General features: G+C 68.7%; 22 protein-coding genes and 4 tRNA genes. 9 read left to right on the plus strand and 17 right to left on the minus strand.

Annotation, left to right across the window (positions count from 1 at the left end):
• Positions 1 to 7: 7 nt before the first annotated feature.
• Positions 8 to 3,490: a DNA-directed RNA polymerase subunit beta gene (rpoB, locus tag G412_RS0112430; protein WP_028812387.1), complete on the minus strand. Its 3,483-nt coding sequence runs from the start codon at positions 3,488 to 3,490 to the stop codon at positions 8 to 10.
• A gap of 335 nt (positions 3,491 to 3,825) precedes the next feature.
• Here rpoB and G412_RS39620 point away from each other — a divergent pair, with 335 nt between their 5' ends.
• Entirely contained in the window at positions 3,826 to 3,996 is a 171-nt protein-coding gene (locus G412_RS39620) for a hypothetical protein (RefSeq protein WP_157839084.1), read from the plus strand.
• A 43-nt stretch (positions 3,997 to 4,039) separates the two neighbouring features.
• Here G412_RS39620 and rplL read toward each other — a convergent pair whose 3' ends face one another.
• The 7 genes from rplL to G412_RS0112470 all read right to left on the minus strand — a co-directional run bounded on the left by rplL (position 4,040) and on the right by G412_RS0112470 (position 8,245).
• The gene (rplL, locus tag G412_RS0112440; protein WP_028812388.1) at positions 4,040 to 4,426 is read right to left on the minus strand and encodes a 50S ribosomal protein L7/L12; all 387 of its coding nucleotides are present in this window, start codon (positions 4,424 to 4,426) and stop codon (positions 4,040 to 4,042) included.
• A 110-nt stretch (positions 4,427 to 4,536) separates the two neighbouring features.
• Positions 4,537 to 5,067, minus strand: a complete 531-nt coding sequence (gene rplJ, locus G412_RS0112445; protein ID WP_028812389.1) for a 50S ribosomal protein L10 — start codon at positions 5,065 to 5,067, stop codon at positions 4,537 to 4,539.
• Positions 5,068 to 5,400: 333 nt separating this feature from the next.
• Complete coding sequence (gene rplA / locus G412_RS0112450; RefSeq protein WP_028812390.1) at positions 5,401 to 6,123, minus strand: 50S ribosomal protein L1; 723 nt, start codon at positions 6,121 to 6,123, stop codon at positions 5,401 to 5,403.
• Positions 6,124 to 6,227: 104 nt separating this feature from the next.
• Positions 6,228 to 6,662 (minus strand): 50S ribosomal protein L11, encoded by a 435-nt coding sequence (rplK, locus tag G412_RS0112455; RefSeq protein WP_028812391.1) that lies wholly within the window; start codon positions 6,660 to 6,662, stop codon positions 6,228 to 6,230.
• Between the two features lie 161 nt (positions 6,663 to 6,823).
• On the minus strand, positions 6,824 to 7,705 hold the full coding sequence (gene nusG, locus G412_RS0112460) for a transcription termination/antitermination protein NusG (RefSeq protein ID WP_028812392.1): 882 nt from the start codon (positions 7,703 to 7,705) through the stop codon (positions 6,824 to 6,826).
• A gap of 73 nt (positions 7,706 to 7,778) precedes the next feature.
• Positions 7,779 to 8,066, minus strand: coding sequence for a preprotein translocase subunit SecE (gene secE / locus G412_RS0112465; RefSeq protein WP_028812393.1), 288 nt, complete (start codon positions 8,064 to 8,066; stop codon positions 7,779 to 7,781).
• A gap of 106 nt (positions 8,067 to 8,172) precedes the next feature.
• Positions 8,173 to 8,245, minus strand: a tRNA-Trp gene (locus G412_RS0112470).
• 194 nt (positions 8,246 to 8,439) lie between these two features.
• On the opposite strand from G412_RS0112470, the gene G412_RS0112475 reads away from it, so the two are divergent.
• Positions 8,440 to 9,666 (plus strand): pyridoxal phosphate-dependent aminotransferase, encoded by a 1,227-nt coding sequence (locus tag G412_RS0112475; protein ID WP_028812394.1) that lies wholly within the window; start codon positions 8,440 to 8,442, stop codon positions 9,664 to 9,666.
• Between the two features lie 119 nt (positions 9,667 to 9,785).
• A complete protein-coding gene (locus G412_RS0112480; RefSeq protein WP_028812395.1) occupies positions 9,786 to 10,805 on the plus strand; it encodes an adenosine deaminase in 1,020 nt (339 codons plus the stop codon).
• 536 nt (positions 10,806 to 11,341) lie between these two features.
• On the opposite strand, the gene G412_RS0112485 is transcribed toward G412_RS0112480, so the two are convergent.
• From G412_RS0112485 to G412_RS0112510, 6 genes are all read right to left on the minus strand, one after another.
• Positions 11,342 to 12,397, minus strand: coding sequence for a UDP-N-acetylmuramate dehydrogenase (locus G412_RS0112485; RefSeq protein WP_028812396.1), 1,056 nt, complete (start codon positions 12,395 to 12,397; stop codon positions 11,342 to 11,344).
• A gap of 57 nt (positions 12,398 to 12,454) precedes the next feature.
• A complete protein-coding gene (locus G412_RS0112490) occupies positions 12,455 to 12,883 on the minus strand; it encodes a MaoC family dehydratase (protein WP_028812397.1) in 429 nt (142 codons plus the stop codon).
• Positions 12,883 to 13,335 carry a MaoC family dehydratase N-terminal domain-containing protein gene (locus G412_RS0112495; protein WP_028812398.1) on the minus strand — a complete coding sequence of 151 codons (453 nt, stop codon included), beginning with the start codon at positions 13,333 to 13,335 and terminating at the stop codon, positions 12,883 to 12,885. Before G412_RS0112495 ends, G412_RS0112490 begins: the two co-directional genes overlap by 1 nt.
• Before the next feature lie 100 nt (positions 13,336 to 13,435).
• Positions 13,436 to 13,600 carry a 50S ribosomal protein L33 gene (rpmG, locus tag G412_RS0112500; protein ID WP_003956487.1) on the minus strand — a complete coding sequence of 55 codons (165 nt, stop codon included), beginning with the start codon at positions 13,598 to 13,600 and terminating at the stop codon, positions 13,436 to 13,438.
• 88 nt (positions 13,601 to 13,688) lie between these two features.
• Positions 13,689 to 13,761: transfer RNA gene (locus G412_RS0112505), tRNA-Met, on the minus strand.
• Positions 13,762 to 13,809: 48 nt separating this feature from the next.
• Positions 13,810 to 13,882 (minus strand) — tRNA-Thr (locus tag G412_RS0112510).
• Positions 13,883 to 14,094: 212 nt separating this feature from the next.
• Between G412_RS0112510 and G412_RS0112515 the strand changes: the two genes are divergently transcribed.
• On the plus strand, positions 14,095 to 15,354 hold the full coding sequence (locus tag G412_RS0112515; RefSeq protein ID WP_028812399.1) for an amidohydrolase family protein: 1,260 nt from the start codon (positions 14,095 to 14,097) through the stop codon (positions 15,352 to 15,354).
• 54 nt (positions 15,355 to 15,408) lie between these two features.
• On the plus strand, positions 15,409 to 16,065 hold the full coding sequence (locus G412_RS0112520; RefSeq protein ID WP_028812400.1) for an SDR family oxidoreductase: 657 nt from the start codon (positions 15,409 to 15,411) through the stop codon (positions 16,063 to 16,065).
• 100 nt (positions 16,066 to 16,165) lie between these two features.
• On the opposite strand, the gene G412_RS0112525 is transcribed toward G412_RS0112520, so the two are convergent.
• Positions 16,166 to 16,247 (minus strand) — tRNA-Tyr (locus tag G412_RS0112525).
• Positions 16,248 to 16,471: 224 nt separating this feature from the next.
• Between G412_RS0112525 and G412_RS0112530 the strand changes: the two genes are divergently transcribed.
• The 4 genes from G412_RS0112530 (at position 16,472) to G412_RS0112545 (ending at position 19,555) form a co-directional block, all read left to right on the plus strand.
• A complete protein-coding gene (locus G412_RS0112530; protein ID WP_028812401.1) occupies positions 16,472 to 16,960 on the plus strand; it encodes a YajQ family cyclic di-GMP-binding protein in 489 nt (162 codons plus the stop codon).
• 154 nt (positions 16,961 to 17,114) lie between these two features.
• On the plus strand, positions 17,115 to 17,633 hold the full coding sequence (locus G412_RS0112535) for a methylated-DNA--[protein]-cysteine S-methyltransferase (protein WP_028812402.1): 519 nt from the start codon (positions 17,115 to 17,117) through the stop codon (positions 17,631 to 17,633).
• Positions 17,630 to 18,292: an alpha-ketoglutarate-dependent dioxygenase AlkB family protein gene (locus G412_RS0112540; RefSeq protein WP_028812403.1), complete on the plus strand. Its 663-nt coding sequence runs from the start codon at positions 17,630 to 17,632 to the stop codon at positions 18,290 to 18,292. The genes G412_RS0112535 and G412_RS0112540 overlap by 4 nt, the downstream gene beginning before the upstream one ends.
• Before the next feature lie 48 nt (positions 18,293 to 18,340).
• On the plus strand, positions 18,341 to 19,555 hold the full coding sequence (locus tag G412_RS0112545) for an APC family permease (protein WP_028812404.1): 1,215 nt from the start codon (positions 18,341 to 18,343) through the stop codon (positions 19,553 to 19,555).
• On the opposite strand, the gene G412_RS0112550 is transcribed toward G412_RS0112545, so the two are convergent.
• Entirely contained in the window at positions 19,552 to 19,944 is a 393-nt protein-coding gene (locus G412_RS0112550; RefSeq protein ID WP_028812405.1) for a YccF domain-containing protein, read from the minus strand. The genes G412_RS0112545 and G412_RS0112550 overlap by 4 nt on opposite strands.
• Positions 19,941 to 20,804 carry a zinc metalloprotease HtpX gene (htpX, locus tag G412_RS0112555; protein ID WP_028812406.1) on the minus strand — a complete coding sequence of 288 codons (864 nt, stop codon included), beginning with the start codon at positions 20,802 to 20,804 and terminating at the stop codon, positions 19,941 to 19,943. The genes G412_RS0112550 and htpX overlap by 4 nt, the downstream gene beginning before the upstream one ends.
• Between the last annotated feature and the right edge of the window lie 106 nt (positions 20,805 to 20,910).

The following is a 20,910-nucleotide window of genomic DNA, read 5'->3' on the forward strand; positions in this document are numbered from 1 at the left end:
CAACCCGTCAGACCTCTTCGACGCTGCTCGGCTCGCGCCGGGACAGGTCGATACCGAGCTCTTCCGCAGCGCGGAAGACGTCCTCGTCGGTGTCGCGCATCTCGATGGACATGCCGTCCGAGGACAGCACCTCCACGTTGAGGCACAGGGACTGCATCTCCTTGATGAGCACCTTGAAGGACTCGGGGATGCCGGGCTCAGGAATGTTCTCGCCCTTGACGATGGCCTCGTAGACCTTCACGCGGCCGGTGACGTCGTCGGACTTGATGGTCAGCAGTTCCTGGAGGGCGTAAGCGGCGCCATAAGCCTCAAGCGCCCACACCTCCATCTCACCGAAGCGCTGGCCACCGAACTGGGCCTTACCACCCAGCGGCTGCTGGGTGATCATGGAGTACGGACCGGTCGACCGAGCGTGCAGCTTGTCGTCGACCAGGTGGTGGAGCTTGAGGATGTACATGTACCCGACCGAGATCGGGTCCGGGAACGGCTCACCCGAGCGGCCGTCGAACAGGTTGGCCTTGCCGGACGGCTGGACCATCCGGTTGCCGTCGCGGTTCGGGATCGTGGACTCGAAGAGACCGGAGATCTCGTCCTCGCGCGCACCGTCGAAGACCGGGGTCGCGACGTTCGTGCCAGGGGCGACCTCGTCGGCGCCGATGACCTTCAGGCGCTCCATCCACTCCTCGCTGCCCTCGACCTTCCAGCCCTGACTGGCGAGCCAGCCGAGGTGGATTTCGAGAACCTGTCCCGGATTCATTCGGGACGGGACACCCAGCGGGTTGAGGATGATGTCGACCGGGGTGCCGTCCTCCAGGAACGGCATGTCCTCGATCGGCAGGATCTTCGAGATGACGCCCTTGTTGCCGTGACGGCCGGCGAGCTTGTCACCATCGGTGATCTTGCGCTTCTGCGCGACGTACACGCGAACCAGCTGGTTCACGCCCGGCGGCAGCTCGTCGCCCTCTTCGCGGTCGAAGACGCGGACACCGATGATCTTGCCGACCTCGCCGTGCGGCACCTTCAGCGAGGTGTCGCGCACCTCGCGCGCCTTCTCACCGAAGATCGCACGGAGCAGGCGCTCCTCCGGCGTCAGCTCGGTCTCACCCTTGGGCGTGACCTTGCCGACGAGGATGTCACCGGCGACGACCTCGGCACCGATACGGATGATGCCGCGCTCGTCGAGGTCCGCGAGGACCTCTTCGGAGACGTTCGGGATGTCCCGAGTGATCTCCTCCGGGCCGAGCTTGGTGTCACGGGCGTCGACCTCGTGCTCCTCGATGTGGATCGAGGAGAGGACGTCGTCCTGCACCAGACGCTGGCTGAGGATGATCGCGTCTTCGTAGTTGTGGCCCTCCCACGGCATGAACGCCACGAGCAGGTTCTTGCCGAGCGCCATCTCACCCTGCTGGGTGGCGGGCCCGTCGGCGAGGACCTGGCCCTCGACGACCCGGGCGCCCTCGTCCACGACAACCTTCTGGTTGACCGAGGTGCCCTGGTTCGAGCGGGAGAACTTCGCGATCCGGTACGTCGTGTACGTGCCGTCGTCGTTGGCGACGGTGACGTAGTCCGCGGAGACCTCCTGGACCACACCGTCCTTCTCCGCCTTGATGACGTCACCGGCGTCGACCGCGCAGCGGTACTCCATGCCGGTGCCGACGAGCGGCGCCTCGGACGTGATCAGCGGCACGGCCTGACGCATCATGTTCGCGCCCATGAGCGCGCGGTTCGCGTCGTCGTGCTCGAGGAACGGGATCATCGCGGTGGCGACCGACACCATCTGGCGCGGCGAGACGTCCATGTAGTCGACGTCGTCGCCCGGGATGTAGTCGATCTCGCCGCCACGACGGCGGACCAGTACGCGGGACTCCTCGAAGCGCATGTCCTCGGAGAGCGTCGCGTTGGCCTGCGCGATAACGAAACGGTCCTCTTCGTCAGCCGTCAGGTAGTCGACGTCGTCGGTGACGACACCGTTGACGACCTTGCGGTACGGCGTCTCGACGAAACCGAACGCGTTGACGCGGCCGTACGAGGCGAGCGAACCGATCAGACCGATGTTCGGGCCTTCGGGGGTCTCAATCGGGCACATACGGCCGTAGTGAGACGGGTGCACGTCACGGACCTCGAAGCCGGCCCGCTCACGGGAGAGACCACCGGGACCGAGCGCCGACAGACGGCGCTTGTGGGTGAGACCCGACAGCGGGTTGTTCTGGTCCATGAACTGCGACAACTGGCTGGTGCCGAAGAACTCCTTGATGGAGGCGACGACCGGCCGGATGTTGATCAGGGTCTGCGGCGTGATCGCCTCGACGTCCTGAGTCGTCATCCGCTCACGCACGACGCGCTCCATACGAGCCAGACCCGTGCGGACCTGGTTCTGGATGAGCTCGCCGACGTTACGCAGACGACGGTTGCCGAAGTGGTCGATGTCGTCGGTCTCGACGACGATGCTCCGGCCCGACTCGCCGACCGTCTCGACCTCGCCGGCGTGCAGCCGGACCAGGTACTTGATGGTGGCGATGATGTCCTTGCTCGTAAGGACACCGGCGTTCAGCGGCTCATCGGCGCCGAGCTTCTTGTTCACCTTGTAGCGGCCGACCTTCGCGAGGTCGTAACGCTTCGGGTTGAAGTAGAGGTTCTCGAGCAGCGTCTGAGCGGCCTCACGCGTGGGCGGCTCGCCCGGGCGGAGCTTGCGGTAGATGTCGAGCAGCGCGTCGTCCTGGCCCTGGGTGTGGTCCTTCTCCAGGGTGGCGCGCATGGACTCGTACTCGCCGAACTCTTCGAGGATCTGCTCGGTGGTCCAACCGAGAGCCTTGAGGAGGACGGTCACGGACTGCTTGCGCTTGCGGTCGATGCGGACACCGACCATGTCGCGCTTGTCGATCTCCATCTCCAGCCAGGCACCCCGAGAGGGGATGATCTTGGCCGAGAAGATGTCCTTGTCGGACGTCTTGTCGATGGAGGAGTCGAAGTAGACACCCGGCGAGCGGACCAGCTGCGACACGACGACACGCTCGGTGCCGTTGATGACGAAGGTGCCCTTGTTGGTCATGAGCGGGAAATCGCCCATGAAGACCGTCTGGGACTTGATCTCGCCGGTCTCGTTGTTGGTGAACTCTGCGGTGACGAAGAGCGGAGCCGCGAACGTGAAGTCCCGCTCCTTGCACTCGTCGATCGAGTTCTTCGGCGGCTCGAACCGGTGGTCGCGGAACGTCAGCGACATCGACCCGGAGAAGTCCTCGATCGGCGAGATCTCCTCGAAGATCTCTTCCAGTCCAGACTTGGTGGGGACGTCCTGTCCGCTCTCGAGAGCGGCCTCGACGCGACCCTTCCAAGCGGCGTTGCCGAGGAGCCAGTCAAAGCTCTCGGTCTGCAGCGCGAGGAGGTTAGGAACCTCGAGGGGCTCCTTGATCTTTGCAAAGGAGATGCGCAGCGGGGCGGTGCTGGCGCCGTTGTTCGTATTGGAGGTCGAGGCGTTGCGCGAGGCGGCCAAGAGGGGGTCCTTCCGAGGGCTCGGACTCACTACGCGCGTACCGGTCCCAAGCTGGCACAGCGGCAGAATTCCCTGGTCAGGGAAGTCGGCTGTCGATGCTCGAGCGAGGGTATGCCTCTGGTGACGGGCAGGAGGCAGCTAACAGGCAGCGCAAAGGGTCAGTGTAGCCACTTGGCTCACTGATGTCCAGAGCGGGTCGTTTGACACCCTCGCTGTACTCAACTCCTGCGGAAAGCCATGCGCTGTATGCGCATATCAGTACTGCCCTCTACGCCGCCGATCCATGCCTCGGATCCGGATCGGTATGACGACGAGTCCTGAGAATTGCGCGCCTCGTGCGGTTCGTCAAGGCCTTCCCGCTCTCGACAGAGATCGTCACTGGCCACAGCGCCGTACGGCGCAAGGACACCCGCGGGGCGTACGGCGAAGATCACGATACTCGCCACGACGCCAAGAGCAAGGACGGCGTCGCGGGAACGACCAAGGGCGACCACCCGAATGGGTGATCGCCCTTGGAACGTGAGCAGCTGAGTCAGAGACTCAACGAGGTCACTTGACCTCGACAGCCGCACCGGCGGCCTTGAGGGACTCGGCGGCCTTCTCAGCGGCCTCCTTGGCGACCTTCTCGAGGACCGGCTTCGGAGCGCCGTCGACGAGGTCCTTGGCCTCCTTCAGACCCAGCGAGGTCAGCTCACGCACGACCTTGATGACCTGGATCTTCTTGTCGCCGGCACCGGTGAGGATGACGTCGAACTCGTCCTGCTCCTCGACGGCCTCGGCGGCGCCACCGGCGGCACCGCCGGCGGGGGCGGCGGCAACCGCGGCAGCGGCGGTGACGTCGAACTTCTCCTCGAAGGCCTTCACGAACTCGGAGAGCTCGATGAGGGTCATCTCTTCGAACTGCGCGAGCAGGTCGTCCTGGGACAGCTTCGCCATGATGGCGTCCTTCCACTAATTCGGCTGGTGCCGATGTACATGTGAGGCGGGCGTACTTCCGGCCCGCTGCGACCGGCGCCTAGGCGGCGACGGTCAGAAAGCGAGCCGAATTACTCGGCACCGCCCTGCTCGGCCTGCTTGGCACGAAGCGCCTCCGCGGTGCGGACGAACTTCGAGGGAAGCGCCTTGAACAGCGACGCAGTCTGGGACTGCTTGCCCTTCATGGCACCCGCCAGCTTGGCGAGCAGAACCTCGCGGGACTCGAGGTCCGCAAGCTTCTTGATCTCATCGGCGGACAGCGCCTTGCCATCAAGGACACCGCCCTTGATGATCAGGTTCGGGTTCTCCTTGGCGAAGTCACGAAGACCCTTCGCCGACTCCACCGGGTCACCGGTGATGAAGGCAACCGCCGTCGGGCCTGCGAACAGGTCGTCCAGCGTGTTGATCCCGGCCTCGTTGGCCGCGATCTTGGTCAGCGTGTTCTTCACCACGGCGTACTGGGCGTTCTCACCGAGCGAACGACGCAGCGTCTTGAGCTGCGTCACGGTGAGACCCCGGTACTCGGTCAGCACGGCGGCGTTCGAGCTGCGGAACTGGTCCGCGAGCTCGGCTACCGCGGCAGCCTTGTCGGGCCTTGCCATAGAGCGTCGGCCTCCTTCCGGGTGATGAGGACCGCTCAGAAGGGGCTGGGCAAAACGAAACGCCCCGGCGCAGGCGCACGGGGCTGGGCTCGACCGGAACGAGTCTGGGAGCTTTCCACGAACACCTGCGCAGGTCGTTCCGCACCTAGCGGATCCTTCGGCCACTGCACCTTCTTGCGAAGACACAGCAACGACCAGCGGTCTTTGGCTTCCGGGGAAGACTACGCGAACGGGTCACCCACAAGCAAATCGGGCCCCGCGCCTCCCCGAGGGGAGGTACGGGGCCCGATCAGAGCCACTCAGTGACCCGAGCCGTCAGGCCCGGCCCGGCCGTCAGACAGCGGCCGGGTCCTCCTCGACGAGGAGGTTACGGGTGCGGTTCTGGTCCAGCGGGATGCTGGGGCCCATCGTCGTGGTCAGGGCGGCCTTCTTGATGTAGCGGCCCTTCGCGGCGGACGGCTTGAGACGGAGGATCTCCTCCAGCGCCGCGGCGTAGTTCTCGACCAGCTTCGTCTCGTCGAAGGAGACCTTGCCGATGATGAAGTGCAGGTTCGAGTGCTTGTCGACGCGGAACTCGATCTTGCCGCCCTTGATGTCCGTGACAGCCTTCGCCACGTCCGGGGTGACCGTTCCGGTCTTCGGGTTCGGCATCAGACCACGCGGACCGAGCACGCGGCCGAGGCGGCCGACCTTGCCCATGAGGTCCGGGGTGGCGACGACGGCGTCGAAGTCCAGACGGCCCTTCGCGACCTCGTCGATGAGCTCGTCGGAGCCGACGATGTCGGCGCCGGCGGCCTCCGCGGCCGCAGCACGGTCACCGGTCGCGAAGACCAGGACCCGGGCGGTCTTGCCGGTGCCGTGCGGCAGGTTCACGGTGCCACGGACCATCTGGTCGGCCTTGCGCGGGTCGACACCCAGACGCATGGCGACCTCGACGGTGCCGTCGAACTTCGTGGTGGAGGTGTCCTTGGCGATACGGACGGCCTCGAGCGGGGCGTACAGACGCTCCCGGTCGATCTTCGCGTCCGCGCTGCGGAAGTTCTTGCTGCGCTTCACTTCTGCTCCTGGGGTATGGAGGTGGAGTCGTGGTGCGGACCAGCGCTTGGCCCTACCACTGAGGCGGTGTCCGATTTCCGGCTACCGCCGGGTGACGGGGACTTTCAGCCCTCGACGGTGATGCCCATGGAACGGGCGGTACCGGCGATGATCTTGTCCGCGGCCTCGAGGTCGTTGGCGTTCAGGTCGGGGAGCTTGACCGTCGAGATCTCACGCACCTGAGCGGCGGTGAGCTTCGCGACCTTGGTCTTGTGGGGCTCGCCCGATCCCTTGTCCACACCAGCGGCCTTGAGGATCAGCTTCGCGGCCGGCGGGGTCTTCGTCACGAAGGTGAAGGAGCGGTCCTCGTAGACCGTGATCTCCACCGGCACGACCATGCCACGCTGCGACTCGGTCGCGGCGTTGTAGGCCTTGCAGAACTCCATGATGTTGACGCCGTGCTGGCCGAGCGCGGGGCCGACCGGCGGAGCCGGGTTGGCCGCGCCGGCGTTGATCTGGAGCTTGATGAGCCCCGTGACCTTCTTCTTCTTGGGAGGCATTGCTCTCTCCGGGTCCTAGTGAGAGTTTCCTGCCATCCGATCACCGGACGGAGGCATACCGCACAACGATAACGGGTATAGCTGTGCGGCTAAAAACCGAGCAGGTCAGACCGGCTGCGAGAGCCTGTCTGACCTGCTCGGAAGCGGGGGTCCAGAGAAGATCAGTTCTTCTGGATCTGGTCGAAGCTCAGCTCGACCGGGGTCTCGCGACCGAAGATCTCGACGAGGCCCTTGACCTTCTTCGAGTCGGCGTTGATCTCGTTGATCGTCGCCTGGAGGGTCGCGAAGGGGCCGTCGGTGACGGTGACCGAGTCGCCCACCTCGAAGTCCAGAACCTGGACCTCCATCTTGCGGCTGGGCGCCGGCTTGCCCTCGGCCTCGGCGGCCTCGCGGGCGGCCTTCTCCTCGGCCTCCGGGGCGAGCATCTTGACGATCTCGTCCAGGGTCAGCGGGTACGGGTCGTAGGCGTTGCCGACGAAGCCGGTGACGCCGGGGGTGTTGCGGACGACGCCCCAGGACTCGTTGGTGAGGTCCATGCGGACCAGGACGTAACCGGGAAGCTTGTTCTGGCGGACGTTCTTGCGCTCGCCGTTCTTGATCTGGACGATCTCTTCCTCGGGGACTTCAGCCTGGTAGATGAACTCCTCGACGTTCAGCGAGACCGCACGCTGCTCCAGGTTCGCCTTCACGCGCTTCTCGTACCCGGCGTACGTGTGGATGACGTACCACTCGCCCGGCAGGGTGCGGAGCTCCTCGCGGAGGGCGGCGATCGGGTCGGCCGGCTCGGCAGGAGCCTCGACGGGCTCCTCCTCGGCGTCCTCGTCGGACGCGGCGTCGGCGGCGTCCTCGGCGGCTTCCCCGGCAGCGTCTTCGTCCGCGTCGGACTCGACGTGCACGGCTGCCTCTTCCGCCGGCTCGCCCGCAGCGACGTCAGCAGTTTCCGCCTGGTCCTCGTCGGCCGCCTCGACGATGTCGAGCTGGTCCTCAGCGGACTCCGCGCTTTCGCTCGGCTCAACGGCGTCGTTCAGGTTCGGGTCAGACACGGTGGCTGCTTCTTCCTGGATACATATGGGTGGAACGGCGAAAGGGGCGCCGGGTGAGGCGCCCTACGCGGGATCAGCCGAAGACGTACTTGACGGCTCGGGCGAAGCCCATGTCGATCACGGTCACAATGCCGATCATGATGACGACGAAGACAATCACCACGGTGGTGTACGTCGTCAGCTGGCTGCGCGTGGGCCAGACGACCTTGCGCAGCTCTGCGACGATCTGGCGGTAGAAGAGCGCGAGACGGCCCAGGGGGCCCTTCTTGCCGCGCTTACCGCCTTTACGAGACTTCTTGCTGGAATCCGGCGTCTCGTCCTGGGCATCAGGCATGTCGATGGAGCCCACGGCGTCCGTCACGCTACTCACCTGATTCCGGGTCGTGGCCGTGCCGCGCCCGGTGGAGCCGCACGGCAGTGCATAGAAGTACGTACATGCGCACACATCCTGGCGAAGATGCGTGTAGCAGGGCCGGAGGGACTTGAACCCCCAACCGCTGGTTTTGGAGACCAGTGCTCTACCAATTGAGCTACGACCCTTTGTGGTTCCCCCAACCTACCGCATCCGGCCGAGTGCACGGAGTGCGCGCGGCGGAGTGGCTGATGAGGGGCCAACGACGAGTGAGTGTACGTGGTCACAGGCCCGGCGTCGAACAGATACGGTCCGACCCCTTCCTGTCCGCCCCTCGATATGCGTGTGCTGGGCTGGTTTCCGGTCTGGGACGATGGGCCGTATGAGCGCTGCAACTCCTCCCACCGAGCGCCGGGTCTCAGCCCGAATCGGCGCTATCTCCGAGTCCGCAACCCTTGCCGTGGACGCCAAGGCCAAGGCCCTGAAGGCCGCCGGCCGTCCGGTCATCGGCTTCGGCGCGGGCGAGCCCGACTTCCCTACGCCCGGCTACATCGTCGAGGCCGCGATCGAGGCCTGCCGCAACCCGAAGTACCACCGCTACACGCCGGCCGGCGGGCTCCCCGAGCTCAAGGCCGCGATCGCCGCGAAGACGCTGCGTGATTCCGGTTACGAGGTGGACGCCTCGCAGGTCCTGGTCACCAACGGCGGCAAGCAGGCCATCTACGAGGCCTTCGCCACCATCCTGGACCCGGGCGACGAGGTCATCGTCCCGGCGCCGTACTGGACGACGTACCCCGAGTCGATCCGTCTCGCCGGCGGTGTCCCGGTCGACGTCGTGGCCGACGAGACCACCGGCTACCGGGTCTCCGTCGAGCAGCTGGAGGCGGCCCGTACGGAGAAGACCAAGGTCGTCCTCTTCGTCTCCCCGTCCAACCCGACCGGCGCGGTGTACACCGAGGCCGAGACCGAGGCGATCGGCCGCTGGGCCGCCGAGCACGGACTGTGGGTGCTGACGGACGAGATCTACGAGCACCTCGTCTACGGCGACGCGTCCGCCGTCTCGCTCCCGGCGGTCCTGCCGGAGCTGCGCGACAAGTGCATCGTGGTCAATGGTGTGGCGAAGACGTACGCGATGACCGGCTGGCGGGTGGGGTGGATCATCGCTCCCAAGGACGTCGTGAAGGCCGCGACCAACCTCCAGTCGCACGCCACGTCCAACGTGTCGAACGTCGCTCAGATCGCGGCGCTGGCGGCGGTCTCCGGCAACCTCGACGCGGTCGCCGAGATGCGTTCCGCCTTCGACCGCCGCCGGCAGACGATGGTGCGGATGCTCAACGAGATCGACGGCGTCGTCTGCCCGGAGCCGGAGGGCGCGTTCTACGCGTACCCGTCGGTGAAGGGCCTGCTGGGCAAGGAGATCCGCGGCAAGCGCCCGCAGAGCTCGGTCGAGCTGGCCGCGCTGATCCTGGACGAGGTCGAGGTGGCGGTCGTTCCCGGCGAGGCTTTCGGCACGCCGGGTTACCTGCGGCTTTCGTACGCGCTGGGCGACGAGGACCTGGCCGAGGGCGTGTCGCGTATCCAGAAGCTGCTGGCCGAGGCGCGCGACTAGTTCCCACCCCTGCTTGACGGGCCCCTGGCTTCGGCCGGGGGCCCGTTTCTGCGTTCGCCTCGCTACTCGTTCGGGCAAAGACGCTTCCGGGCCGCTCCCGCGTACGGCAGGATCTTGGGATGTTGAGTGTGCGCGATGTCCGACTGCTGCCGAAGGCCCATCTGCATCTGCATTTCACCGGATCGATGCGGCCCACCACGCTTCTTGAGCTGGCCGACAAGTACGGCGTACACCTGCCGGAGGCGCTGACCAGCGGGGAGCCGCCGAAGCTGCGGGCGACGGACGAGCGCGGCTGGTTCCGTTTCCAGCGGCTGTACGACGCCGCCAGGTCGTGCCTGCGCGAGCCCGAGGACATCCAGCGGCTGGTGCGTGAGGCGGCGGAGGAGGACGTGCGGGACGGCTCGGGGTGGCTGGAGATCCAGGTCGATCCGACGTCGTACGCGCCCATGCTGGGTGGCCTGATTCCGGCCCTGGAGATCATCCTGGACGCGGTGGACGCCGCGTCGCGGGAGACGGGGCTCGGGATGCGGGTGCTGGTCGCGGCGAACCGGATGAAGCATCCGCTGGACGCGCGGACGCTGGCGCGCCTCGCTGTGCGGTACGCGGACCGCGGGATCGTCGGCTTCGGGCTCTCCAACGACGAGCGCAGGGGCATGGCCAGGGATTTCGACCGTGCGTTCGCGATCGCGCGGGAGGGCGGGCTGCTCGCGGCGCCGCACGGCGGGGAGCTGACCGGGCCCGCGTCCGTACGGGACTGCCTGGACGATCTGCGCGCGACGCGGATCGGGCACGGCGTACGGGCGGCCGAGGACCCTCGGTTGCTGCGGAAACTGGCCGAGAAGGGCGTGACGTGCGAGGTGTGCCCGGCCTCCAATGTGGCGCTGGGGGTGTACGAGAAGCCGGGGGACGTGCCGTTGCGGACCCTGTTCGACGCCGGGGTGCCGATGGCGCTGGGCGCGGATGATCCGCTGCTGTTCGGGTCGCGGCTGGCGGCGCAGTACGAGCTGGCTCGGCGGCATCACGGGTTCACGGACGCCGAGCTCGCCGAGCTGGCGCGGCAGTCGGTGCGGGGGTCGGCTGCGCCCGGCGACGTACAGGCGAAGCTGCTGGCGGGGATCGACCACTGGCTGTCGGGCTGACGGACGCGCGCGCTTCGGTCACCGCCGGGCGGAGCGGGGGCTCTGGGGGCGGTGCCGCGCCGGGGCGTCTCCTCGGGTGCCGAACGGCGCGTGCTTCGCCGGGCCGGGCGGAGCGGGGGCTCCGGGGTCGGTGCCGCGCCGGGGCGTCTCCTCGGGTGCCGAACGGCCGGCAGGGTTGCCCGCGACACCCAAACTGTGTTCGACACCCTGCGGGGAGCACCCCGCCACGTCCCCTCCTGCACCTCGGGACGCGAAGCGGTGTGGGCGTCAGCCCGGAGGCCGCAAACCCACCCCTGTCCGGCACAACCAGGCCCCCGGCGCCTGAGAAGCGGGGCCTGGGGCGGAGCCCCGGCAGCACGGCGATACTCCCTGGGCGCCATCAGCCCCTCCGGCGCTTGAGGAGCGGGGTCCGGGGCGGAGCCCCGGCAGTACGGCAATACCCCCGGCGTCCCAGCCCCTCCGGCGTTTGAGGAGTGGGGGCTGGGGCGGAGTCCCTTGTCGGGAAGGGGTGGGGTGGGGGAAGCTCCGGGGGTGGGCTACAGGGTGACGCCTACTGTCACCGGCTCGTTCACCAGGGTTACGCCGAACGCCTCGCGGACGCCCGCTACCACTTCGCGCGCGAGCGCCAGCAGGTCCTCGGTCGTGGCCTCGCCGCGGTTGGTCAGGGCCAGCGTGTGCTTCGTGGAGATGCGGGCCGGGCCCGCCCCGTACCCCTTCGTGAAGCCCGCCTTGTCGATCAGCCAGGCCGCCGAGGTCTTGGTCAGGCCGTCGCCCGCCGGGAACGCCGGCGGCGTCACATCGGCGCCGAGACGCTCCTGGGCGCGGGCGAGGAAGGCGGCGTACTCCTCGGCCGTGAGGATCGGGTTGGTGAAGAAGGAGCCCGCCGACCACGTGTCGTGGTCCTCCGGGTCCAGGACCATGCCCTTGCCCGCGCGCAGCTTCAGCACGGTCTCGCGGGCGACGGCCGCCGACACCCGGTCGCCGGCCTCGACGCCGAGGGTTCGCGCGGTCTCGGGGTATTTGATCGGCGCCGAGAGGCCGCCCGCGTCCTCCAGCGCGAAGCGGACCCGCAGGACCACGAAGCGGTCCGGGTGCTGCTTGAAGCGGCTGCGGCGGTACGAGAAGGCGCAGTCGGCGGCCGGGATGGTGACCGTCTCGCCCGTCCGGCGGTCGTAGGCGACGACCTCGGTGATGACGCTGGACACTTCCTGGCCGTACGCCCCGACGTTCTGGATCGGCGTCGCGCCGGCCGAGCCGGGGATGCCGGCGAGGCATTCGATGCCCGCGAGGCCCGCCTCGACGGTGCGGGCGACGGCGTCGGTCCAGACCTCGCCGGCGGCCAGTTCGAGCGACGTACCGTCGAGGTGGAAGCCGGTGGTCGCGATGCGCAGGGCGGTGCCGTCGAAGCCCTTGTCGCCGATGACCAGGTTGCTTCCACCGCCGATGACGAGCAGCGGCGTGCCGGCCGCGTCGGCCTCGCGAACGGCGGCGATCACCTCGTCGTCGGTGGTGGCCGTGACGAGACGGGTCGCGGGACCGCCGAGCCGGAAGGTGGTCAGGGGGGCGAGGGGGGCGTCGTGGAGTTCCTGCACGGGGACAAGCGTACGGGGCGCCTCCGACAGCCAGAGGCGCCCCGTGGCGGCGTACCGTCAGGCGAGCTGGACCACGGCGCGGGACATGCCGAGGACCTTCTGCCCGGCGCTCATCGCCGTCAGGTCCACGCGGACCCGGTTGTCCTCCAGCAGCACGGCGACCTTGGCGCTGACCTCGATCAGCGCGCCCTTGTCGTCGTTCGGGACTATGACCGGCTTGGTGAAGCGCACGCCGTACTCGACGACGGCGGCCGGGTCGCCCACCCAGTCGGTGACCACCCGGATCGCCTCGGCCATGGTGAACATGCCGTGCGCGATCACGTTCGGCAGCCCGACCTCGGTGGCGAACTTCTCGTTCCAGTGGATCGGGTTGAAGTCGCCGGAGGCGCCCGCGTACCGCACGAGCGTGGCGCGTGTCACGGGAAAGGACTGTGCCGGCAGCTCGGTGCCGACCTCGACGTCCGCGTAAGAGATCTTCGCCGCCATCACGCCTCCTCGGCCGCGCGCGCGACGAGCTTCGTCCACGCCGTCACCACATGCTCGCCGGACTCGTCGTGGACGTCACCGCGGATGTCCAGGATGTCGTTGCCGGCCATCGACTTGACCGCCTCTATGGTCGAGGTGACCGACAGCCGGTCCCCCGCACGCACCGGGCGCTTGTACGTGAACTTCTGGTCGCCGTGCACCACCCGGCTGTAGTCCAGGCCGAGCTGCGGGTCCTCGATGACCTGTCCCGCCGCCTTGAACGTGATGGCGAAGACAAAGGTCGGCGGTGCGATCACATCGGAGTGACCGAGTGCCTTGGCGGCTTCCGGATCGGTGTACGCGGGATTGGTGTCGCCCACTGCCTCGGCGAACTCCCGGATCTTCTCCCGGCCGACCTCGTACGGTGCGGTGGGCGGATAGGCCCGCCCCACGAAGGACTGGTCGAGCGCCATGGACTCGTACCTCCTGGTGCGTGATGCGTGATGAATTGACGGGATCAAACGACGCGAGGCCGCCCCCGAAGTGGGGACGGCCTCGCATACGAGCCTGTGTTTAGCGGGTTTCGCGGTGCGCGGTGTGCGAGTTGCAGCGCGGGCAGTGCTTCTTCATCTCAAGACGGTCCGGGTTGTTACGCCGGTTCTTCTTGGTGATGTAGTTCCGCTCCTTGCACTCCACGCAGGCCAGCGTGATCTTCGGGCGGACGTCGGTGGCAGCCACGTGAGTGCTCCTTGGACGGACGGTTGACGGATGAACGCATAAAAGAGTAGCCGATCGAAGGACCGACCCCACAATCGGCTACCGTGTGTAGCGGTGACCGGACTTGAACCGGTGACACAGCGATTATGAGCCGCTTGCTCTACCGACTGAGCTACACCGCTTTGATGTCCGGATCCCCCCGCCCGAAGGCGGGGATCACCGATCACCAGAGCCCCAATACGGAATCGAACCGTAGACCTTCTCCTTACCATGGAGACGCTCTACCGACTGAGCTATTGGGGCGAGCGATGAAGACATTACACGGTCGCCCGCCGATCGCCCAAATCCGTTTCCCGCACCTCTTCACCTGCCCACCACAGCAGTCCCGTACGCCACTCGTGACCCACACCGGTACGACTTTTTCGCTCCTCCTCGAAGGCTGGTTTAAGGCCCCCTAGGCTCGACTCACGCTGCGTGATCTTGATCTTGCACGCCCCAGCCGCACCAGGAGCCCGATGTCCGACAGCCAGCCGCAGCCGCCGCGTTCGTCCGGCGGCCCCCCTGGGAACAGCGACGGCTTGCCCAGCACCGACAGCACCACGCTCCTGCTGTGCGCGGCCCGTCTCACCGACGGCCGCACTGTGGACGTACGGCTCAGCGGCGGCCGCATCGAGGCCGTCGGAACCGCGGGCAGTCTCCCCGGCGTGGGCGCGCGCGTGGACCTCGGCGGCCATCTCCTGCTCCCGGCTCCCGCCGAACCGCACGCCCACAGTGACACCGCTCTCACCGCCGACGCCGGCGGCCCCGTCTCGTACAGCACCCAGGACGTCCAGCGCCGCACCACCGAGGCCGCATTGCTGCAGCTCGGGCACGGTGCGACCGCGGTGCGCTCGCACGTACGGATCGGGGGCGTGCAGGGACTGCGGTCCATGGAGGCGGTGCTCCAGGCCCGGCGCTCGCTGCGCGGGCTGGCCGATCTGACCGCCGTGGCCGTTCCACGGCTGCTGACCGGGCTGGCGGGCGCCGACGGGCTCGCCATGCTGCGGGACGCCGTGAAGATGGGCGCCGGTGTGGTGGGCGGCTGCCCGGACCTCGACCCCGACCCGGCCGGGTACACGGAGGCGGTCCTGGAGATCGCCGCCGAGCACGGCTGCCCCGTGGACCTCCATACGGAGGGTGACGATCCGGCCCGGCTGGCTCGGCTCGCGGCGATGGTCGGCGGGCTGCGGCCCGGCGTCACCATCGGGCCGTGCGCCGGGCTCTCCCGGCTCCCCCTGGAGGCCGCGACGCGCGCCGCCGGGCAGCTGGCCGCCGCCGGCGTGACCGTCGTGTGCCTGCCGCAGGGCGACTGCTCCGGGGTGGAGCGGCGCGGCGGCGGACCGGCTCCGGTACGGCTGTTGCGGGCGGCGGGGGTGAGGGTGGCGGCGGGCAGCGGGGCGCTGCGGGACGTGGCGAATCCGGTGGGGCGCGGGGATCCGCTGGAGGCGGCCTATCTGCTGGCCTCGCAGGGCGGGATGCGGGCCGCGGACGCGTACGGGGCGGTGAGTTCGGCGGCGCGGGAGGCCATGGGGCTGCCCGAGGTGCGGGTGGAGGCGGGCTTTCCGGCCGAGCTGGTCGCCGTACGCGGGGACCGGATCGCGGGTGTGCTGTCGCTGGCGTACAGCCGGGTCGTCATCCACCGCGGGCGGGTCGTGGCCCGTACCAGCGCGGTCCGCGAGTACTGCGACTCGGCGGCCGCCGTCGCGCTCGATCTGCCGCGGCAGGGGCGGGGCTGAACTCCGGCTCCCCGGCGTGGGCACGCGCGCGCCGGTGAGCGTACGGTCGGAAACATGCGCATTGTCATCGCGGGTGGACATGGTCAGATCGCGCTGCGGCTGGAGCGGTTGCTCGCCGCGCGCGGGTACGAAGTCGCGGGCGTCATCCGCGACTCCCGGCAGAGCGAGGATCTGCGGGCGGTGGGCGCCGAACCGGTCGTACTGGACCTGGAGTCGGCCTCGGTCGAGCAGGTCGCCGAGGTGCTGGCGGGCGCCGACGCCGTCGTCTTCGCGGCGGGCGCGGGATCCGGTAGCGGTACCGAACGCAAGGACACGGTGGACCGGGGCGCGGCCGTGCTCTTCGCGGACGCGGCGGAGCGGGCCGGCGTACGCCGCTATCTCGTCGTGTCCTCGATGGGCGCCGACGCCGGACGGGCGGGTGACGAGGTGTTCGACGCGTATCTGCGCGCCAAGGGGGCGGCCGACGACGACGTACGCTCGCGGGCCGGTCTGGACTGGACGGTGCTGCGGCCGGGCAGCCTGACCAACGACGCGGGCACCGGGCTCGTGTCGCTCGGGGTCTCGACGGGGCGTGGTCCCGTGCCGCGCGACGACGTGGCGGCCGTCCTGGCCGAGCTGCTGGAGACGCCGTCGACTGCGGGCCTGACGCTGGAGTTGGTCAGTGGATCCGTGCCGGTCACTGTCGCCGTGAAGGACGTCGCCGGTAATTGATGGCGCGGCCCGGTCGGTGGATCCGGTCGGCGGGTCCGGATGAACGAGAAAACCCCCTCCGGGCTGCGTTTCTGCAGTCCGGAAGGGGTTTCCCTACCTGTGGCGGCGCCAGGATTCGAACCTGGGAAGGCTAAGCCGGCGGATTTACAGTCCGCTCCCATTGGCCACTCGGGCACACCGCCATGGGATGTCGCCTTGGGACGACCGCCTGGGCGGTTGTTCCGTGGCAACGACATAAACGATACCCGATACCCAGGGGTGCTTCGCCACTGGATTGATCAGCGCCCGGGGCGGGTGCGGGTGGCTAGGCTTTACGGGAGCGGCCCGGACGCCCGGCCGCGCACGCTGCCCGTCGAGGCACCTGGTACCGGTGCCCCCGTCCCCCGATCACAAGGAGCCACAGGACATGGCCGACTCCAGTTTCGACATCGTCTCGAAGGTCGAGCGGCAGGAGGTCGACAACGCCCTCAACCAGGCCGCGAAGGAGATCTCGCAGCGCTACGACTTCAAGAACGTCGGCGCCTCGATCGATTGGTCCGGCGAGAAGATCCTGATGCAGGCCAACTCCGAGGAGCGGGTCAAGGCCATCCTCGACGTCTTCGAGACCAAGCTGGTCAAGCGCGGGATCTCGCTCAAGGTGCTGGACGCCGGCGAGCCGCAGCTGTCCGGCAAGGAGTACAAGATCTTCGCGTCCATTGAGGAGGGCATCTCCCAGGACAACGCCAAGAAGGTGGCGAAGATCATCCGCGACGAGGGCCCCAAGGGCGTCAAGGCGCAGGTCCAGGGCGACGAGCTGCGGGTCAGCTCGAAGAGCCGTGACGACCTGCAGGCCGTGCAGGCGCTGCTGAAGGGCAAGGACTTCGACTTCGCGCTGCAGTTCGTGAACTACCGCTGACCGCTGGTTGCCGCGACGGTGGTTCGCGTCGGGACGGGGGTGGAGGCGGCTCGGCCGGCTCCACCCCCGTCGCGATGTCCGAATCCCGCCAGCCGGAGCGGTCGCGGCGGCGCAGACTCGTGGTGACGGGACGTACCGCGAAGGGAAGGAAGCCATGACGCTCTACGCGACCATGGACAGCCCACTGGGCGAGCTGCTGCTGGTCGGTGAGGAGTCCGCGACCGCCACCGGTGGCACGGCGCTGGCCTCGTTGTCGGTGCCCGGACAGAAGGGCGGGGTCGCCGTCGAGGACGTACCGGGCGCGTGGCGGCGCGATGCCGGGGCCTTCGAGGAAATCGCGCGGCAGGTACGGGCGTACTTCGGCGGAGAGCTGACGCGCTTCGACGTCGAGTACGCCGCCGGTGCCGGTACGGACTTCCAGCGGCGGGTGTGGGACGCCCTGGAGACGATTCCGTACGGCACTACGACGTCGTACGGGAAGCTCGCCGAGCGGATCGGGGTCTCGCGGGCGGGGGTGCGGGCGCTGGGGACGGCGATCGGGCATAATCCGCTGCTCGTCGTGCGGCCGTGCCACCGGGTGATCGGGGCGGACGGCTCGCTGACCGGGTACGCGGGCGGGCTGGAGCGCAAGCGGCGGCTGCTGGAGCTCGAGGGAGCCGGGGCGCGGCCGTGAACGGCCTCTTTCCCCGGCAGCGGGCGCAGGTCGCGCCGGGGGCTGTGCATGTGCCCGGCTGGCTGTCGGTGGACGAGCAGCGGGAGCTGGTCGTGGCCTGCCGGGAGTGGGCGCGCGGTCCGGTGCCGATCCGGCATACGCGGCTGCCGAACGGCGGGGTGATGTCGGTGCGGACGGTGTGCGTGGGGTGGCACTGGCAGCCGTACCGGTACACGCGCACCGCGGACGACGTGAACGGTGCGCCGGTCGCGGAGTTTCCCGAGTGGCTGGCGGAGCTGGGGCGGCGGGCGGTGGCGGACGCGTACGGGAGCGCCGGTCCATGGCGGGCGGCGGAGTACGCCCCTGACACCGCGCTGGTCAACTTCTACGACGGCGACGCGAAGATGGGCATGCACCAGGACAAGGACGAGCGGTCCGGGGCTCCTGTGGTGTCGCTGAGCATCGGTGATTCGTGCGTCTTCCGGTTCGGCAATACGCAGGGGCGCGGGCGGCCGTACACCGATGTGGAGCTGGCGTCGGGGGATCTCTTCGTGTTCGGGGGGCCTTCGCGCTTCGCGTACCACGGGGTGCCGAAGGTGCTGCCGGGCACGGGGGATCCGGCGACCGGGATGCCGGGCGGGCGGCTCAACATCACGCTGCGGGAGACGGGGCTGGGGTAGCCCGGCCCGGCGGCTCAGCAGGCCGGGTGAGTCAGTAGGGTGCGGCGCATGACACGGGAACTGCGCCGGACGCTCGGGGTCTTCGATGCGGTCGTGATCGGGCTCGGGGCGATGGTCGGGGCCGGGATCTTCGTGGCGCTCGCGCCGGCGGCGCGGGCGGCCGGTTCCGGGACGCTGCTGCTGGCGGGGCTGGCGCTGGCCGCCGTGGTGGCGTACTGCAACGCGATGGCGTCCGCGCGGCTGGCGGCCCTCTATCCGGCCTCGGGCGGGACCTATGTGTACGGGCGGGAGCGGCTCGGGCCCTTCTGGGGGTATATCGCCGGCTGGGGTTTCGTGGTGGGGAAGACCGCCTCGTGCGCCGCTATGGCGCTGACGGTCGGGGCGTATGTGTGGCCGGAGCAGGCGCATGGGGTGGCGGTGGGTGCGGTGGTCGTGCTGACTGCCGTCAACTACGGGGGCGTTCAGAAGTCGGCCTGGCTCACGCGGGCGATCGTGGGTGTGGTGTTGGTGGTTCTGGCGGGCGTTGTGGTGGTTTGCCTAGGGGCGAGTGGCCCCTCGCTGGGGTCTGGGCCCGGTGGTTCGCCCGGTGGGGTGCTTCAGGCGGCGGGGCTGCTCTTTTTCGCGTTCGCCGGGTACGCGCGGATCGCGACGCTGGGGGAAGAGGTGCGCGATCCGGCGCGTACGATCCCGCGGGCGGTTCCCCTGGCGCTGGGGATCGCGCTGGTGGTGTACGCGTGCGTGGCGGTCGCGGTGGTGTCGGTGCTGGGGGCCGGGGAACTGGCGTCCTCTGCCGCGCCGTTGGCGGATGCGGTGCGGGCGGCGGGGGTGGGGGAGCTGGCGCCCGTGGTGCGGGTCGGGGCGGCTGTGGCGGCGCTCGGGTCGCTGCTGGCGCTGATCCTCGGGGTGTCGCGTACGACGCTGGCGATGGCGCGGGACGGGCATCTGCCGAGGGCTCTGGCCGCCGTACATCCGCGGTTTCAGGTGCCGCACCGGGCCGAGTTGGTGGTGGGGGCGGTTGTCGCCGCGGTGGCCGCGGTGGGTGATGTGCGGGATGCCATCGGGTTTTCGTCGTTCGGGGTACTGGCTTACTACGCCGTGGCCAATGCGTCTGCCTGGACGCTGGGCAGGCGTGGGCGCGTTGTGGCCGGGGGCGGGCTTGTGGGGTGCGTGGTGCTGGCGTTCTCGCTGCCGGTGTCTTCGGTGGTGGCGGGGGCGGCGGTGCTGGCCGCGGGGGCGGGGGTGTACGCGTGGCGCGTTCGCTAGCGGGTTGCGAAGGGCTGGTCCGTGGGGACGATGTCGCGGCCCAGGGGGAGAAGCGAGACGGGGATCATCTTGAAGTTGGCTATGCCGAACGGGATGCCGATGATCGTGACGCACAGCGCGACGCCCGTGACGATGTGGCTCAGCGCCAGCCACCAGCCGGCGAGGATCAGCCACAGGACGTTGCCCACGAAGGAGGGCGCTCCCGCGTCGCGACGCTCTGTTGTGGTGTAGCCGAACGGCCAGAGGGCGTAGACGCCGATACGGAACGACGCCAGGCCGAAGGGGATGCCGATGATCGTGAGGCAGAGGAGTACGCCGGCGAGGAGGTAGCCGACGAAGAGCCAGAAGCCGCTGACGACCAGCCATATGACGTTCAGGATTGTCTTCACGGGCGGTGACCTGCCATCTGCTCGAGTCGGGCGATGCGTTCCGCCATGGGCGGGTGGGTGGAGAAGAGCTTCGCGGCTCCCTGTCCGGGGCGGAACGGGTTCGCGATCATCATGTGGCTCGCGGTCTCGATGCGCGGCTCGGGAGGCAGTGGGAGCTGCTTGGTGCCGATCTCCAGCTTGCGCAGGGCGCTTGCGAGGGCGAGCGGGTCGCCGGTGAGCTGAGCTCCGGAGGCGTCCGCCTGGTACTCGCGGGAGCGGCTGACCGCGAGTTGGATGACGGAGGCGGCGAGCGGTCCGAGAATCATGATCAACAGCATGCCGAAGAGACCCGGACCCTCGTCGTCGTCGGAGCGGCCGAACGGGATCAGCCAGGCGAAGTTGACGAGGAACATGATCACTGAGGCCAGGGCGCCGGCGACCGAGGAGATCAGGATGTCCCGGTTGTAGACGTGGCTCAGTTCGTGGCCGATGACGCCGCGCAGTTCACGCTCGTTGAGCAGTTGGAGGATGCCCTCGGTGCAGCAGACGGCGGCGTTGCGCGGGTTGCGGCCGGTCGCGAAGGCGTTGGGCGCCCGGGTGGGCGAGATGTACAGGCGGGGCATGGGCTGGCGGGCCTGGGTGGAGAGGTCGCGGACCATGCGGTACAGCTGTGGCGCCTCGAACTCGCTCACGGGGCGTGCGCGCATGGCTCGCAGGGCGAGCTTGTCGCTGTTCCAGTACGCGTAGGCGTTGGTGCCGAGTGCGACGAGAACCGCGACGATCAGGCCCGTACGGCCGAAGAAGCTGCCGATGACGATGATGAGTGCTGACAGTCCCCCGAGGAGTACGGCGGTCCTCAGCCCGTTGTGCCGGCGGTGCACGGTGCGCCCTCCAAATGGTGCGGCGGGGGAACCCCTTGCTGTGGGGGTGCTTCCACATCCAGTGGACCCTCCCTTACTGGTCAACGCCAAGCGAGGGGTGCTAGTT

Origin of the sequence: Streptomyces flavidovirens DSM 40150, from assembly GCF_000429085.1 — a bacterium.
In the GTDB taxonomy this organism is placed as follows: Bacteria; Actinomycetota; Actinomycetes; order Streptomycetales; family Streptomycetaceae; genus Streptomyces; species Streptomyces flavidovirens.